The organism is Parabacteroides johnsonii DSM 18315, from assembly GCF_025151045.1.
GTDB classification, from domain to species: domain Bacteria; phylum Bacteroidota; class Bacteroidia; order Bacteroidales; family Tannerellaceae; genus Parabacteroides; species Parabacteroides johnsonii.
In genome coordinates, this window is record NZ_CP102285.1 from 2652287 (window position 1) to 2666691 (window position 14405).

At 48.4% G+C, this 14405-nt stretch carries 12 protein-coding genes; all 12 read left to right on the forward strand.

The window, feature by feature from the left end; translation table 11 throughout:
- Positions 1-6 precede the first annotated feature (6 nt).
- The 12 genes from NQ564_RS10845 to NQ564_RS10895 all read left to right on the forward strand — a co-directional run bounded on the left by NQ564_RS10845 (position 7) and on the right by NQ564_RS10895 (position 14301).
- Positions 7-1389, forward strand: coding sequence for a Gfo/Idh/MocA family oxidoreductase (locus NQ564_RS10845; protein ID WP_008151058.1), 1383 nt, complete (start codon positions 7-9; stop codon positions 1387-1389).
- A gap of 7 nt (positions 1390-1396) precedes the next feature.
- Positions 1397-2338: a sugar phosphate isomerase/epimerase family protein gene (locus tag NQ564_RS10850; protein WP_008154972.1), complete on the forward strand. Its 942-nt coding sequence runs from the start codon at positions 1397-1399 to the stop codon at positions 2336-2338.
- Between the two features lie 24 nt (positions 2339-2362).
- On the forward strand, positions 2363-3052 hold the full coding sequence (locus tag NQ564_RS10855; RefSeq protein ID WP_008151065.1) for a hypothetical protein: 690 nt from the start codon (positions 2363-2365) through the stop codon (positions 3050-3052).
- A gap of 11 nt (positions 3053-3063) precedes the next feature.
- On the forward strand, positions 3064-3642 hold the full coding sequence (locus tag NQ564_RS10860) for a LuxR C-terminal-related transcriptional regulator (RefSeq protein ID WP_008151066.1): 579 nt from the start codon (positions 3064-3066) through the stop codon (positions 3640-3642).
- An 84-nt stretch (positions 3643-3726) separates the two neighbouring features.
- Positions 3727-6051, forward strand: coding sequence for a TonB-dependent receptor (locus NQ564_RS10865; RefSeq protein ID WP_008151068.1), 2325 nt, complete (start codon positions 3727-3729; stop codon positions 6049-6051).
- Positions 6052-6054: 3 nt separating this feature from the next.
- Entirely contained in the window at positions 6055-8136 is a 2082-nt protein-coding gene (locus tag NQ564_RS10870; RefSeq protein ID WP_008151071.1) for a TonB-dependent receptor, read from the forward strand.
- Between the two features lie 80 nt (positions 8137-8216).
- Positions 8217-9422, forward strand: a complete 1206-nt coding sequence (locus NQ564_RS10875) for an MFS transporter (RefSeq protein WP_008151072.1) — start codon at positions 8217-8219, stop codon at positions 9420-9422.
- Complete coding sequence (hemN, locus tag NQ564_RS10880) at positions 9419-10786, forward strand: oxygen-independent coproporphyrinogen III oxidase (protein WP_008151074.1); 1368 nt, start codon at positions 9419-9421, stop codon at positions 10784-10786. Before NQ564_RS10875 ends, hemN begins: the two co-directional genes overlap by 4 nt.
- A gap of 4 nt (positions 10787-10790) precedes the next feature.
- A complete protein-coding gene (gene hemG / locus NQ564_RS10885) occupies positions 10791-12167 on the forward strand; it encodes a protoporphyrinogen oxidase (RefSeq protein ID WP_008151076.1) in 1377 nt (458 codons plus the stop codon).
- A gap of 42 nt (positions 12168-12209) precedes the next feature.
- A complete protein-coding gene (locus NQ564_RS10890; protein ID WP_008151078.1) occupies positions 12210-12599 on the forward strand; it encodes a putative signal transducing protein in 390 nt (129 codons plus the stop codon).
- Positions 12600-12612: 13 nt separating this feature from the next.
- Entirely contained in the window at positions 12613-12795 is a 183-nt protein-coding gene (locus tag NQ564_RS19350) for a hypothetical protein (protein WP_008151079.1), read from the forward strand.
- A gap of 171 nt (positions 12796-12966) precedes the next feature.
- Positions 12967-14301, forward strand: a complete 1335-nt coding sequence (locus NQ564_RS10895) for an NADP-specific glutamate dehydrogenase (RefSeq protein ID WP_008151081.1) — start codon at positions 12967-12969, stop codon at positions 14299-14301.
- Positions 14302-14405: the final 104 nt, after the last annotated feature.

A 14405-nucleotide genomic window follows, 5' to 3' on the forward strand; every position in this document is an offset into this window, starting at 1 on the left:
TATATCATGAAGAAAGAAAACAGTATTAGCAGAAGATCGTTTTTAAAAAGTACAGCTATGGCCGGAGCACTGGGTGCAATCGGTACAGGTAGTGCAAGTGTATTAACCTCATGTGCAGGTGGCAGCGAAAGTGCTGCAGCAAACAAGCCTCTGAAAGAGCCTGGAACTTATTATATTCCGGAATTGCCCGACAAGGCTACTGACGGAAAAGAGTTGAAAGCCGGTGTTATCGGTTGTGGTGGACGTGGTTCCGGTGCAGCATTCAACTTCTTGGAAGCAGGTAATGGTGTGACAATCGTTGCCTTAGGTGATACATTTCAGGAAAGAATCGATGATTTGGCAGGTAAATTGAAAAAAGAGAAAAACATTGATATTCCGGCAGACAAACGTTTTGTTGGTTTGGACGCTTACAAACAGGTAATCGATAGTGGTGTCGATGTTGTTATTATCGCTACCCCCCCCGTATTCCGTCCGATTCATTTCCAATATGCGACTGAAAAAGGCAAACATTCATTCCTGGAAAAACCGATTTGTGTAGATCCAGTAGGATATCGTACTATCATGGCAACAGCTAAACAGGCCCAGGCTAAGAACTTATGTGTCATTACCGGTACACAACGTCATCACCAGCGTAGCTATGTAGAATCTTACAAGAAGATCATGGAAGGAGCTATTGGTGAAATCACCGGTGGTGTTGTTTATTGGAATCAGAGTATGTTGTGGTATCGTGACCGCCAGAAAGAATGGAACGATTGCGAATATATGATCAAAGACTGGGTGAACTGGAAATGGTTATCCGGAGACCACATCGTAGAACAGCACGTACACAACATCGATGTATTCACATGGTTCAGTGGTTTGAAACCGGTCAAAGCAGTCGGATTCGGTTCTCGTCAGCGTCGTATAACAGGCGACCAGTATGACAACTTCAGCATCGACTTCACAATGGAAAACGGCATCCACTTGCATAGTATGTGTCGCCAGATTGACGGTTGTGCCACTAACGTCAGCGAATTTATCCAAGGAACAAAAGGCTCTTGGAACAGCGCTACGATGGAAATCAAAGATAATGCAGGCAATGTAGTTTGGAAATATGACGGAGAAGCAGAAAAAGCAAACACAAAACAGCAGAATCCGTATGTATTGGAACACGTCAACTGGATTAACTTGATCCGCAGTGGCAAGTCTATTGACCAAGCATCTGAAACTGCTGTAGCCAATATGGCTGCTATCATGGGACGTGAATCAGCTTACACTGGTGCAGAAACGACCTGGGATGCCATGACTGCTTCTCCTATCGATTACACTCCGAAAGACTTGAATTTAGGCAAGATGGATATGAGTGGATTTACAGTTCAAGTTCCGGGTAAAGCCCAAGACAAGAAATAAGAATTATATGGCACTGAACAGAAGAAACTTTTTAAGAACAACTCTGGCTGGCGCGGCTGTTGCAGCCGGTAGTTCAGCTTTTGCTGCCTGTGGTGGCAAAGCTGCTTCTACAGAAGGTTGTCCGACAGAAAAGGGATCATGCCCCAACAGCAAAGCCGAGTTGAAGATATCTTTTCAGGAAGGAATCGCCCCAGGTGCCAACCTCAACGAAAAGCTCGACTACATGGAAAAGTTGGGCGTCGTTGGTTTCGAACCGGGTGGACGCGGCCTGAAAGATCGTGTAAAAGAGATCAAGGATGCACTCAACGGACGCAATATCAAAGTGAGCGCCATTTGTGCAGGTTTCCAGGGTTTCATCCTTTCGACAGATCCGGCTATCCGCAAACAGTGTATGGATACGATGAAAGAGATCATGGCTGCCGCAGGCGAATTAGGTTCTACGGGAGTGATCATCGTTCCGGCTTTCAACGGCCAGAAACCAGCCATGCCTCATACACAGGAAACACGGGACTTTTTGTGCGAACAATTCAATGAAATGGGTAACTTCGCAAAAGAACACGGAACTACTGTTATCTTTGAACCGCTCAACAGGAAAGAGGCTTTTTATCTCCGCCAGGTAGCGGATGCAGCCTCCATCTGCCGCGATATCAACAATCCGGGTGTACGCTGTATGGGTGACTTCTGGCACATGACTTGGGAAGAGACTTCCGACATGGGAGCTTTCCTTTCCGCAGGCGAATATCTGCAACATGTGCATGTTGCCAGCCGTAAACGCCGCAGCATGCCGGGTGAAGACGGCGAAGCGGATAACTATGTGAACGGCTTTAAAGGTTTGAAGATGTTGGATTACGACAAATATGTAAGTTTCGAATGCGGATGCCAGGGAGACCGGAACGTTTTGGTGCCCGCCGCAGTGGAACTATTACGAAAACAATGGGAAGAAGCATAAAATATGCCATTAGTATATCCTAATATGCAAATGAGTGAGGTGGTGGAAGAGCATCCCTCACTCATTCCTGTCATTAACCGTTTTGGAATCCGCCTGGGCTTAGGTGACAAATCGGTAAAGGCGATATGTGAAGAATACCAACTGGATGCCGATTTCCTCTTGACGGTAATCAACACGTTCCTCAATGAGGAATACTTCCCAGAAAAGAAGCTACAAACATTCCATACTTCACAAATCATCGATTATCTGACTAAAACCAACCTGTATTACCAGCGCTACCAAATTCCGAATATAGAAAGGCATCTCGGTTCATTCATATCGATGAGTACACCGGGAAACAACACGCTCAACCTGATCGGTAAGTTTTTTTCCTCTTTCAAAGAAGAACTGACCTCACGGATCGAAAAGGACGACCGGGTATGGTTCCCCTATTGTCTGTCATTAAGCGAAATGTTGAAAGATTATCAATCTTCCGGACAGCTCGAAGCATTGCATCTCGGAACGGAGCAGCGATTGGAAGATCCGATAGAGGCCCTGTTGGCAGATCTGAAAAGCATCATGGTCAAGCATCTTTCCGGCGACTATAACGAGAACTTATGTTACGCTGTCATATTCGCGATCAGCAGCCTGGAAAAAGATATCAAACAACACAACCGCATCCGCTACCGGATATTGACACCGATGGTTTCGGCTATGGAAAAATTGTGTATTTAACAAACAGCCGGATGCATCGCAACAAGCAAATAGCAATTATATTACCCGACACGCTACAGAGCATCGGCCTACAAAGCATGCTGGCCGACTATTTTCCACCGGTAGAGATCAGCCACTACCCCACTTTCGAGGCTTTATCGACTTCCGGCAACGATACATTCGATTACTATTTTACAAATGCCGCTTCATTTGTCCTTTATGCAGACTTTTTCCTCCCTCGTCGGAGCAAGACAATGGTCCTGATCGACGGGGCCGAAGACGAAGGAGGGTTATCGGCAACTAATCATATCACGATCAAGGCCTCGCAGGAAATCATCATCGAGCAGATGGAACAACTTTTTACCGGAGAAAACAACAGTATTTCCAGCGAGAACAACAAAGAACTGTCCACCCGCGAAACGGATGTCCTCCAATTAATCGTCAAAGGCAGTACCAACAAAGAAATTGCAGACAAGCTGAATATCAGCCTGAACACAGTCCTCAGCCACCGCAAGAACATCACCACCAAGCTCGGTATCAAAACCGTATCGGGGCTTACCTTCTATGCCATTATGAACGGTATTATTTCAGGCGACGACATCGAACTTTAAAATCACTACATGTAGTGATTGATTCCCATTCATCTTTACCGTTCCTTTGCAACCGTAAAATACTAATAGTTTACAATAAATACGATGAATCAACGCTATCTGTATATCCTTGTTGCAGGCGCGCTTACGTGTTTGCAACCGATTAAAGCCGAACGGGTGAATGAAAATGTGAACGACACGATCAAGACCTATAATATAGGTGAAGTGATCGTCACTTCTTCCACAAAGGAAACGAACGACCTTCGTACGCTTCCGGGAGCTGTTTCCATCCTCTCACCCCAAGCGATAGCAGCCAAGCAGATAGATGCCCTCAAGGATATCAGCGCTTTCATCCCCAACCTTTATATGCCGGACTATGGTTCGAAAATGACTTCGGCCATCTATATACGTGGAATCGGAGCGCGAAGCAGTGGGCAATCCATCGGATTATATGTTGACAACGTCCCTTACCTGGATAAAAGTGCTTTTGATTTCGAGCTGAACGATATTCAGCGCATCGAAGTCTTACGCGGACCGCAGGGAACCCTCTACGGACGCAATGCAATGGGAGGTATCGTCAACATCTACACCCTCTCCCCCTTCGATTACCAAGGAACAAAAGTCACAATGTCGATGGGCAACTACGGGGTAGCCAAAGCCAAAGTTTCCCAATACAGCAAGATCGGAGAAAACATCGGACTCTCATTAAGCGGATATTACGACCGTAACGACGGCTTTTTCATCAACGAATACAACAACACAAAGGCCGATAAGGAGGAATCGGCAGGCGGCCGTTTCAAGTTGGAGGGGTATATTACAGATCATTTGAAAGCGCAATATACATTCAACTATGACTATGTAACGCAAAAAGCCTTTCCTTACGGGCAGTACGACCCACAAACCGGTACCGTACAGCCGATCCGCATCAACGATCCGAGTTCCTATTGGCGCCGCACACTGAACAACAGTTTGTACCTGGAATGGAAAACAGACCGTTTCATCCTCGCCTCCACCACGGCTTACCAATATCTGAAAGACGATATGAAAATGGACCAGGACTATACGGAACTATCTGTCTTCACCCTCCATCAAAGACAGAAACAATATGCCTGGAGCGAAGAGCTAGCGATCAAATCCAATACAAAAAGCAATTACCAATGGAGCTTCGGCGCCTACGGTTTTTACAACAGCCTGAATACTGACGGTCCCGTGATCTTCAAGCAAGACGGGCTGACAGGTATTTTGCAAAAAGCATTCGACGACATCCTGGCCAATAATCCGAAAGCACCGAAACTGACCGTCCAGGGAGACAAACTGAACCAGATCTATTTCCCCGGCAACTTCGACACACCGACTCACGGTTTCGCCGCCTTCCACCAATCGACCTACAACGACCTCTTTGTCGAAGGACTTTCCATTACCGCCGGTATCCGTCTGGACTACGAAAAAGCCAGTCTGGACTATCACTCGGCTGTAGACAGCATGAAGATCGGCGTGGAAATGGGCCCGATGAAGATGACACTACCGGTCACAACAACTATGGACGGCAACATCTCACAAGATTTCCTGCAAGTATTGCCGAAGATTTCACTCCGTTACCAGTGCACACCCGAAACATTCACATATGTCTCGGTCGCCAAAGGATACAAGACAGGAGGATATAATGTACAGATGTTCGGCGACCTGGTCCAGGCTCAAGCCAAATATGACTTGATGTCCAAGTTCGCCCCCGACAAGGCCGAACAACCGGGAGAAGTGGAAGACGTCGCTTCCTATAAACCGGAACATAGCTGGAATTACGAAGCAGGCATCCGTAGCGAACTGATCCGAGGCAGGCTGAGTGCAGAGCTGACACTCTTCTATATGGACATCCGTGACATCCAACTGACCAGCTTTGCCGAAAACGGCAGCGGGCGTCTGATCACCAACGGAGGAAAGGCGAACAGCTACGGCATGGAACTGAGCCTGCGCGGGCGTATCATGGACGGACTAACCGCAGATCTTAACTACGGTTTTACACACGCCACCTTCCGCGATTACATCTTCACGGACAAGGACGAGAACAGCCAGATCGTAAAAACGGACTGCAAGGATAATTTCATTCCTTACACACCGCGCCACACCGTAAGCTTAGGATTGCAATACACGAAACTGCTCCACCGGAAAATGATCGACCAATTTACTGCATCCGCCCAATTCACCGGGGCCGGCAAGATCTTCTGGACAGAAAAAAACGACATCAGCCAACCGTTCTACGGCCTCGTCAATGCAAAAGCAGGTATCCGCAAGGGAATCGTCAACCTCAACCTGTGGAGCCGCAACATCACAGGCACGGACTACCAGGCGTTCTATTTCGAATCATTCAACCAGTCATTCATCCAGAAAGGCAAACCTTTCCAGATCGGAGGCGAAATCACCGTTACATTTTAAGACATGAAATTATTCTATTACCTCCCGTTACTGCTCTGCCTGACATACACGGCAAAAGGGGAAGAGATTGAAAAAGATACGGCGAAGATCCGCAATGTCGAACTGAACGAAGTGGTCGTGCAATCGTTCAAGCAACAGCGGGACCTCAGGCTGGAACCCCTATCGGCATCAGCCGTGACGGGAACGGCCATCCAAAACCGGAATATCACGGGAATCAAAGAATTCAGTTCGTTCATCCCGAATCTTTTCATGCCGGACTACGGATCGAAACTGACCTCACCGGTTTATATCCGGGGGATCGGATCGAAAATCAATGCACCCTCGGTCGGGCTTTATGTGGACGGCATCCCCTACTTCGAAAAATCAGCTTTCGATTTTGATTTCAATGAAGTGGACAGGATCGAAGTGTTGCGCGGTCCGCAAGGGACACTCTACGGCCGTAACACGATGGGCGGCATCATCAATGTCTATACAAAATCGCCTCTGAAATATGAAGGGACGAACATCTGGCTTTCCAACGGCAACTACGGTTACCGCGACTATGCCCTCTCCCATTATAAAAAGATCGGAGAAAAGTTCGGATATGCCGTTTCCGGTGATTTCCAAAGCAGCGACGGCTATTTTACCAACCTGTTTACGGATAAAAAGGCAGATGATATGAAGTCCGGTTCCGCCCGCATCCGCCTGGAATGGAAGCCTCGAAAGAACCTTTCGATCGGGCTGATGAGTTCGTTCGACCGTTCTGTCCAGGGCGGCTATCCCTACGCTGTCTGCGATTCGGTCACCCATAAACCGGGAGAAGTCAACTATAATGACTACAGTTTCTACAAACGGACACTTTCGACAACCGGCTTCTCGGCGGATTACCAGGGAAGGGGCTACAGCATCAACAGCCGGACCGCCTTCCAATATATCTCGGACCATCAAGGCATCGACCAGGATTTCTCTCCCAAAAGCATCTATTTCGCACGTCAGGATATGAAGCAGAAAATGTTTTCCGAAGAACTGAACATCAAATCAACGACTCCCGGACGCTACAAATGGCTGTTCGGTGCCTTCGGTTTCTGGCAGGGGATAGACAATACCGTGACACTCGATTATTTTACCAAAGACTATGCGACACGCAAGCTGTACGACACGCCGACCTATGGTGTCGCTTTCTACCACCAATCCACAATCGACGACCTGCTGACGCGCGGTCTGTCACTGACTTTCGGCATCCGCTACGATTATGAGCACACCTCCAACGATTTTCTTTTTTATAAAGAAACGGACGGCGGCAGCAAGCAGATGGATGCCTTCGACAGCCGGCTCAAATTCAGCCAGGTCACCCCGAAAATCGCCCTGCAATATATGTTCCCGTCTACCGGCATGCTCTACGCCACCGTGACGAAGGGGTATAAGACAGGTGGTTTCAATACCTCCTTCGATCGTGAGGAAGACCGCACATTCCGCCCCGAAACCAGTTGGAACTACGAGTTGGGAGCAAAGCACCCGCTTCTCGACAACCGCCTGAACGCTGAGGTCTGTTTCTTCTGGATCGACTGGAAGAACCAACAGATTTACCAGATGCTCGCCACCCAGAACGGGCAGTTCCTGCGTAACGCTGGACGTAGTGAGAGCAAAGGTGTCGAAGTCAGCCTGCAAGGGAATCCGGTCAACGGGCTGATGGTACAGGTAAACTACGGCTTTACGCACGCCACTTTCAAAGATTACAAAGATGAACGGAAAGGCATCGACTACAGCGGCAATTTCCTGCCGATGGTCCCACGCCACACTTTTGCCGTCGGAGCCGATTACACGATCCCGAACCCTTGCCGACACATCGATCGCTTCACAATCAGTGCAAACTACACCGGAACGGGACGTATCCAATGGAAAGAAGACAATAAAATCTCACAACCCTACTACGGACTATTGAATGCAAAAGTGTCTGCTACAAAAGATTTTATTACCTTTGCAATCTGGGGGAAAAATATGACCGGTGCAGACTATTCTGCTTTCTATTTCGAAACAGGCGGAAAGGGTCTGGCACAAAAAGGACGGCCGTTCACGATCGGAGGGAATATACAATTGAATTTTTAAAAGTCTCGGCAGAAGTTCGGACGACACTTTGAAAACTCTTAAAGCCCCGGCCGGAAGTCGGATGATTATATAACGATATTATGATACAGAAAGACAAAACATACAACCTCGCGACCTTCTTCTGCCTCTACATCGCGCAGACGATCCCAATGAGCTTCTTTTCCACCGTCATCCCCGTCATGATGCGTCAGGAAAACTTTTCGCTCTCGGCCATCGGGCTTCTCCAGTTGATCAAGTTGCCTTGGATACTAAAATTCCTTTGGTCACCGATGGTAGACCGACACGCCGTGACGACGGGCGATTATAAACGGTGGATTTTTTCTTCCGAACTGATCTACGCCGGCCTGATCTTTGCCGTCGCTTTCCTTGATTTCCATACGGACTTCTATACGATCGTCGCCCTGATCATCGTTTCCTTCGTCGCTTCCGCCACGCAGGATATCGCGACCGACGCGTTGGCGGTACTCGCTTTCAGCCGGAAGGATAAAAGTCTTGTAAACAGTATGCAGTCGATGGGAAGTTTCGGAGGTTCGATGATCGGGGGCGGTGTCTTGCTCCTACTTTTCAAACAGATCGGATGGAACGGGCTGTTGCCCTGCGTCGCACTGTTTGTCATCGCTGCCCTCCTGCCGCTCTTTTTCAACAAAGGCCTCCGCATCCAACCGAAGGACACGCACGAACGGGCCAAAAAGGCGGATGTGATCTATTTCTTCGCCCGCCGGAGCATCTGGAAACAGATCGGTTTCCTTTTCCTTTACTATTCCGGCTTGATCGGTACGCTCGCCATGTTGAAGCCCTGGCTGGTCGACTTAGGCTACGACATGAAGGAGATCGGAGTGATGAGCGGAGTGGCGGGGACATTCATCGGGTTCCTCTCCTCATTTGCCGGCGGGATGATCGTACGGCGGATCGGTCGTTTCAGGGCACGCATCCTGTTTGCAGTATTTGTCTTGATAGCGACACTCTATTTCCTCGGACTTTCGTATGTGCATCCTACGACTACCTTGCTCTATGGCGGGATTTTCCTTCTGTGGGGCAGCTACGGGATGGCGACGATCGTAGTTTATACGACCGCTATGGACTGTGTACGCCCAGGACGCGAAGGAACGGATTTCACGATCCAGACGGTCATCACGCATCTCAGTGGCATGTTGATGGCTATCCTGAGTGGGAAAATTGCAGATCATACGGGTTATCACGGGCTTTTCTTCTTTGAGGCAAGCATCGCTTTGGTATCTCTTATTTATATAATAACAGTTTTCAGAAAAGATAAAAATACGATATGAAACAAGAACTTTTAGACAAATACAATGTACCGGTTCCCCGGTACACCAGCTATCCGCCGGCAAACTATTTCCATGACGGGTTCAACGACTATGATTATGCGGATGCCCTCCAAGCGTCAAACAATCAAAAACCAGAGTTAATTTCCTTCTATTTCCATATTCCTTTCTGCCACCGCCTCTGTCACTATTGCGGATGCAATTCCTATCCCGTTCCGGAAGGAGAAATCGTAGACCGATATGTCGAAGCCTTACATAAAGAGATCGACCTGGTATTACCTCTGCTCGACAACAGACGCAAAGTTTCGCAAATCCATTACGGAGGCGGTAGCCCTACCGTCCTGCCGGCCATCGAGCTGGAAGAGCTGAACGACCATGTTTTAGACAAGTTCCCAACGATCGCCAATCCGGAGATAGCAGTCGAATGCCATCCGGGCTGGATAATGGAACAAGGCTGGGTTCAATTGGTCAAATCCGGTTTCAACCGACTGAGTATCGGTGTACAGGATTTCAACAAGGAGGTCCTGAGAGGCGTAAACCGTCAATCGTCCAGAATCCCGATGGAAGACGTCATGGAGATCCTGCGTTCGCTCGACGTACGTGTCAATATGGATTTTCTCTACGGCTTGCCCTTCCAGACGGAAGAAAGCTTTGCCCAGACAATCGAAAGAGCCGTTGCCATGAAACCGGACCGGCTCGTCACCTTCTCGTATGCGCATGTGCCCTGGGCTTTCCCCCGGCAGCAGATATTGGAAAAAGTAGGACTGCCATCGGGCGACGAGAAGAGCCGGATGTTCGAAACAGCCCACAGGATCCTTTGCGAAGCAGACTACCAGCCGATCGGTCTGGATCATTTCGTCCGCAAAGACGACGAGTTGTACACAGCTTCGCAGAACGGACAGCTACATCGTAATTTCCAGGGATATTGTACGCGCCGCACTACCGGCCAGGTCTATGCTTTCGGTGTGACCGGAATCAGCCAGCTCGGAACGGCTTACGCTCAGAACACAAAAGATATCATGGAGTATATCGAGAAAGTCGAAGCCGGCATCTTGCCTGTCGCCAAAGGATATCTCCTAAGCCGGGAGGAACAGATCACACGAGAAGCAATCGAAATGCTGATGTGCAACTACCGGATCGACTGGAACGAACTGTCGGAACAGCTTTCCACCCCCGCCCGATCCATCAAGCAGGCAACCGCCTATGACGAAGCGCATCTACGCGAATTTGCAGAGGATGGACTAATCGAGTTCGACAAAAACCAAATCAGGATGACACCTGAAGGCAGGCTTTTCGTACGAAACATAGCCGCTTCGCTGGACAAGCTGATGCTCGAAACAAACAAATCATTTTCTAAACCTGTATAACAAAATGGACTCCCAGCAGACAGATATTCTGATTATCGGTGCCGGATTGACCGGATTGACGACCGGTTTCTGGTTAACTCGCGCCGGAAAAGACATTCATATCCTCGAGAAGGCTGATCGTGTCGGAGGACAAATCCATACGTTCCGCGAAAAGGATTTTGTCTACGAAAGCGGCCCCAATACAGGTGTCGTCTCCTACCCCGAAGTCGCCGAACTTTTCGAAGCCCTCTCCCCTGCCTGTGCACTGGAGACTGCCCGCGAAGAATCCAAACGTCGGCTGATCTGGAAAGGAGATCGGTTCCGGGCCCTCCCGTCCGGACTGTTCAGTGCAGTCACGACTCCTCTGTTTACGCTTGGCGACAAGTTCCGTATCCTCGGAGAACCGTTTCGGGCAAAAGGGAACAATCCGGATGAGTCTGTCGGGGAATTGGCAGCCCGCCGCTTGGGTAAATCATTCCTGCACTATGCGGTAGACCCATTCCTATCCGGTGTCTATGCCGGCGATCCGATGAAACTCGTCACTCGTTATGCGCTCCCTAAACTCTATAACTTAGAACAGCAATATGGAAGCTTCATCCGCGGAACCATCGCGAAAGCCAAGCAGCCGAAAACGGATCGCGACCGCCTCGCCAGCAAGAAAGTATTTTCCGTCGCCGGAGGGTTGGACAAACTGACCGGGGCGATGGCCGAGGCGATCGCCCCGGCCCATATCACACTGTCGGCCGCTGACGTCACAGTCCGCCCTTGTGCAAACAAATGGATGGCTACCTATTCGACAGCCGACGGCGAACAGACTATTATTGCGGAACGGATAGTTACGACCACCGGCGCTTATACACTGCCGGCCCTGTTGCCGTTTGTCCCGAAAGAAAAGATGGACCGGATCAGTAACTTGTATTATGCACCGGTCGTACAGGCCAGCGTCGGGTTCCGCGACACCGGTGGATTACGTTTCGATGCGTTCGGAGGCCTGGTTCCTTCCTGTGAGAAAAAAGATGTGCTCGGAATTCTTTTCCCCTCCGCTTGTTTTGCCGGACGGGCTCCGGAAGAGGGTGCCCTCTTCTCGTTCTTTATCGGAGGCGTAAAGCATGCCGACCTGACGACCTGGCCGGAAGAGGAACTGAAAGCGCTCATCAGACACGAGCTCCACACCATGTTGAAATTTCCGGAGGAAACGGAACCTGATATGATCCGTGTCTTCCGTCACGAACATGCCATTCCGCAATACGAACAGAATAGCGGCACCCGCTTCGAAACGATCGACGAACTGCAAGCGCATTACCCTGGCCTTACATTGGCCGGAAACATCAAAGGCGGTATCGGCATGGCTGACCGTATCCGCCAAGCCACAGAAATTGCGAATAAATTAATAAACGGGTAAATTCATCATTTACATTATACAATACATTAATATGGAGGAAAAATGGAAGATAAAATAGTTGAAATAGCTCGTTTCTATGAACCGGAAGCAGCACAGATGATCGAATCCCTCCTGAAATCGGAAGGAATCAAATGTTATCTGAGAAACGAATATACGAGCCAGGTCATGTACCCAGCCAATATGGGTGGCATTCGCATTGAACTGCTTGAAAGCGAAGTTCCCCGTGCAATGGAGATTTTGGAAGCAAACGGATACGAATTTCCGAAAGAAGACGAAGAAGCCGAACAGATTCAAGCCGTTTCAGGTTGGACACGTCACGTTCCGTTCCTCCGTCATCTTCCTCTCGAAAAACAAATTATCGTTCTTTTTATCCTTGTAGCCGTATTTTTGGCCTTGGTCATTTATTTCGGTTCGCTTGTATCATCCAACTAAACAAATGTAAACTATGGCACGCAGAAAGATTACAAATAGTCAAGCCGTATGTATCACTCTTTTATGGGGTGTCCTTTGCTACATGCTGCTTGCATACAGCGAAAAGATAACCTTTGATATCGTTTTTGCCCTGGTAGCGTCAGCAATCATCGTGTTCGTCCCTATCTATAAGAGTAGAAGACGAAGAGACGAATGACATTTAGTTACTTTTACCCGTTTAAAATACCGAAATGATATTTTTAATGCATTTTTTCTTTCAAATATTTGTTTGTGTAAAATTTTAGCTTACCTTTGCGAGGTCGTTAAAAAAACGGCTACCGGTTAACAAATTGATTATAAATATAACATTCTAAATAAAATCAGTCTTATGAAGGCAAGTGAAGTTTTAGACAACTTAAAGAGAAGATTTCCGAATGAACCGGAATATCATCAGGCAGTTTCAGAAGTATTAGGAACAATCGAAGAGGCTTACAATGAACATCCCGAATTTGAAAAGAGCAATCTGATCGAACGTCTTTGTATCCCCGATCGTATTTTCTCCTTCCGTGTAACCTGGATGGATGATAAAGGACAGATCCAAACCAACATGGGATACCGTATCCAGCACAACAATGCGATCGGCCCGTATAAAGGAGGTATCCGTTTCCACGCTTCTGTAAACCAGTCGATCCTTAAGTTCCTGGCTTTCGAACAGACTTTCAAGAACTCACTGACAACTCTGCCGATGGGCGGTGGCAAAGGGGGTTCCGACTTCAGCCCGCGCGGTAAGTCAAACGCTGAAATCATGCGTTTCTGCCAGGCTTTCGTATTGGAATTATGGCGCCATATCGGCCCGGATACGGATGTTCCTGCAGGTGATATAGGTGTTGGCGGACGTGAAGTCGGTTATATGTACGGAATGTATAAGAAACTGGCTCAGGAAAACACGGGGACATTCACCGGCAAAGGACGCGAATTCGGCGGTTCACTGATCCGTCCCGAAGCGACTGGTTACGGAAATGTTTACTTCCTGCTGGAAATGCTGAATACAAAGGGAATCGACATCAAAGGAAAGACCGTTTGTGTTTCAGGTTCAGGTAACGTAGCCCAATATACTGTAGAAAAACTGATCAGCCTCGGTGCCAAAGTGGTGACAATGTCCGATTCGGACGGTTACATCTACGATCCAGACGGTATCGACCGTGCTAAGCTGGATTACATCATGGAACTGAAGAACCTGTATCGTGGCCGTATCCGTGAATATGCAGAACAATATGGTTGCAAATATGTGGCTGGTGCTCGTCCTTGGGGAGAAAAATGCGACATCGCAATGCCGAGTGCAACTCAAAACGAACTAAACGGAGAAGATGCCAAGACATTGCTTGCCAACGGATGTATCGCCGTATCGGAAGGTGCTAACATGCCTTCTACTCCTGAAGCTATCGACGCATTCCTGGAAGCTAAGATCCTGTACGCTCCGGGTAAGGCAGCCAATGCCGGCGGTGTATCTGTTTCCGGTCTGGAAATGACACAGAACGCTCAGAAACTGAGCTGGAGTAGCGAAGAGGTAGATGCCAAACTGAAAAGCATCATGCAGAATATCCACGAACAATGTGTAAAATACGGTAAACAAGCCGACGGCTACACAAACTACGTGAAAGGTGCAAACGTTGCGGGCTTCATGAAGGTAGCCAAAGCAATGATGGCACAAGGAATACTTTAATCAAGGAGGTATGTCAAAATTATCCTGTTCCCGCGCTTGACGCGGGAACAAGAGGATTTTGACACACCCCCTTAAAAGAGACGTATAGGCGGGCGTTCCGGTAC

Excerpts from the sequence above, each read along its gene's own strand:
- NQ564_RS10845 (WP_008151058.1), top strand. The coding sequence starts at position 7 with ATGAAGAAAGAAAACAGTATTAGCAGAAGATCGTTTTTAAAAAGTACA.
- NQ564_RS10850 (WP_008154972.1), top strand. The coding sequence starts at position 1,397 with ATGGCACTGAACAGAAGAAACTTTTTAAGAACAACTCTGGCTGGCGCG.
- NQ564_RS10855 (WP_008151065.1), top strand. The coding sequence starts at position 2,363 with ATGCAAATGAGTGAGGTGGTGGAAGAGCATCCCTCACTCATTCCTGTC.
- NQ564_RS10860 (WP_008151066.1), top strand. The coding sequence starts at position 3,064 with ATGCATCGCAACAAGCAAATAGCAATTATATTACCCGACACGCTACAG.
- NQ564_RS10865 (WP_008151068.1), top strand. The coding sequence starts at position 3,727 with ATGAATCAACGCTATCTGTATATCCTTGTTGCAGGCGCGCTTACGTGT.
- NQ564_RS10870 (WP_008151071.1), top strand. The coding sequence starts at position 6,055 with ATGAAATTATTCTATTACCTCCCGTTACTGCTCTGCCTGACATACACG.
- NQ564_RS10875 (WP_008151072.1), top strand. The coding sequence starts at position 8,217 with ATGATACAGAAAGACAAAACATACAACCTCGCGACCTTCTTCTGCCTC.
- hemN (WP_008151074.1), top strand. The coding sequence starts at position 9,419 with ATGAAACAAGAACTTTTAGACAAATACAATGTACCGGTTCCCCGGTAC.
- hemG (WP_008151076.1), top strand. The coding sequence starts at position 10,791 with ATGGACTCCCAGCAGACAGATATTCTGATTATCGGTGCCGGATTGACC.
- NQ564_RS10890 (WP_008151078.1), top strand. The coding sequence starts at position 12,210 with ATGGAAGATAAAATAGTTGAAATAGCTCGTTTCTATGAACCGGAAGCA.
- NQ564_RS19350 (WP_008151079.1), top strand. The coding sequence starts at position 12,613 with ATGGCACGCAGAAAGATTACAAATAGTCAAGCCGTATGTATCACTCTT.
- NQ564_RS10895 (WP_008151081.1), top strand. The coding sequence starts at position 12,967 with ATGAAGGCAAGTGAAGTTTTAGACAACTTAAAGAGAAGATTTCCGAAT.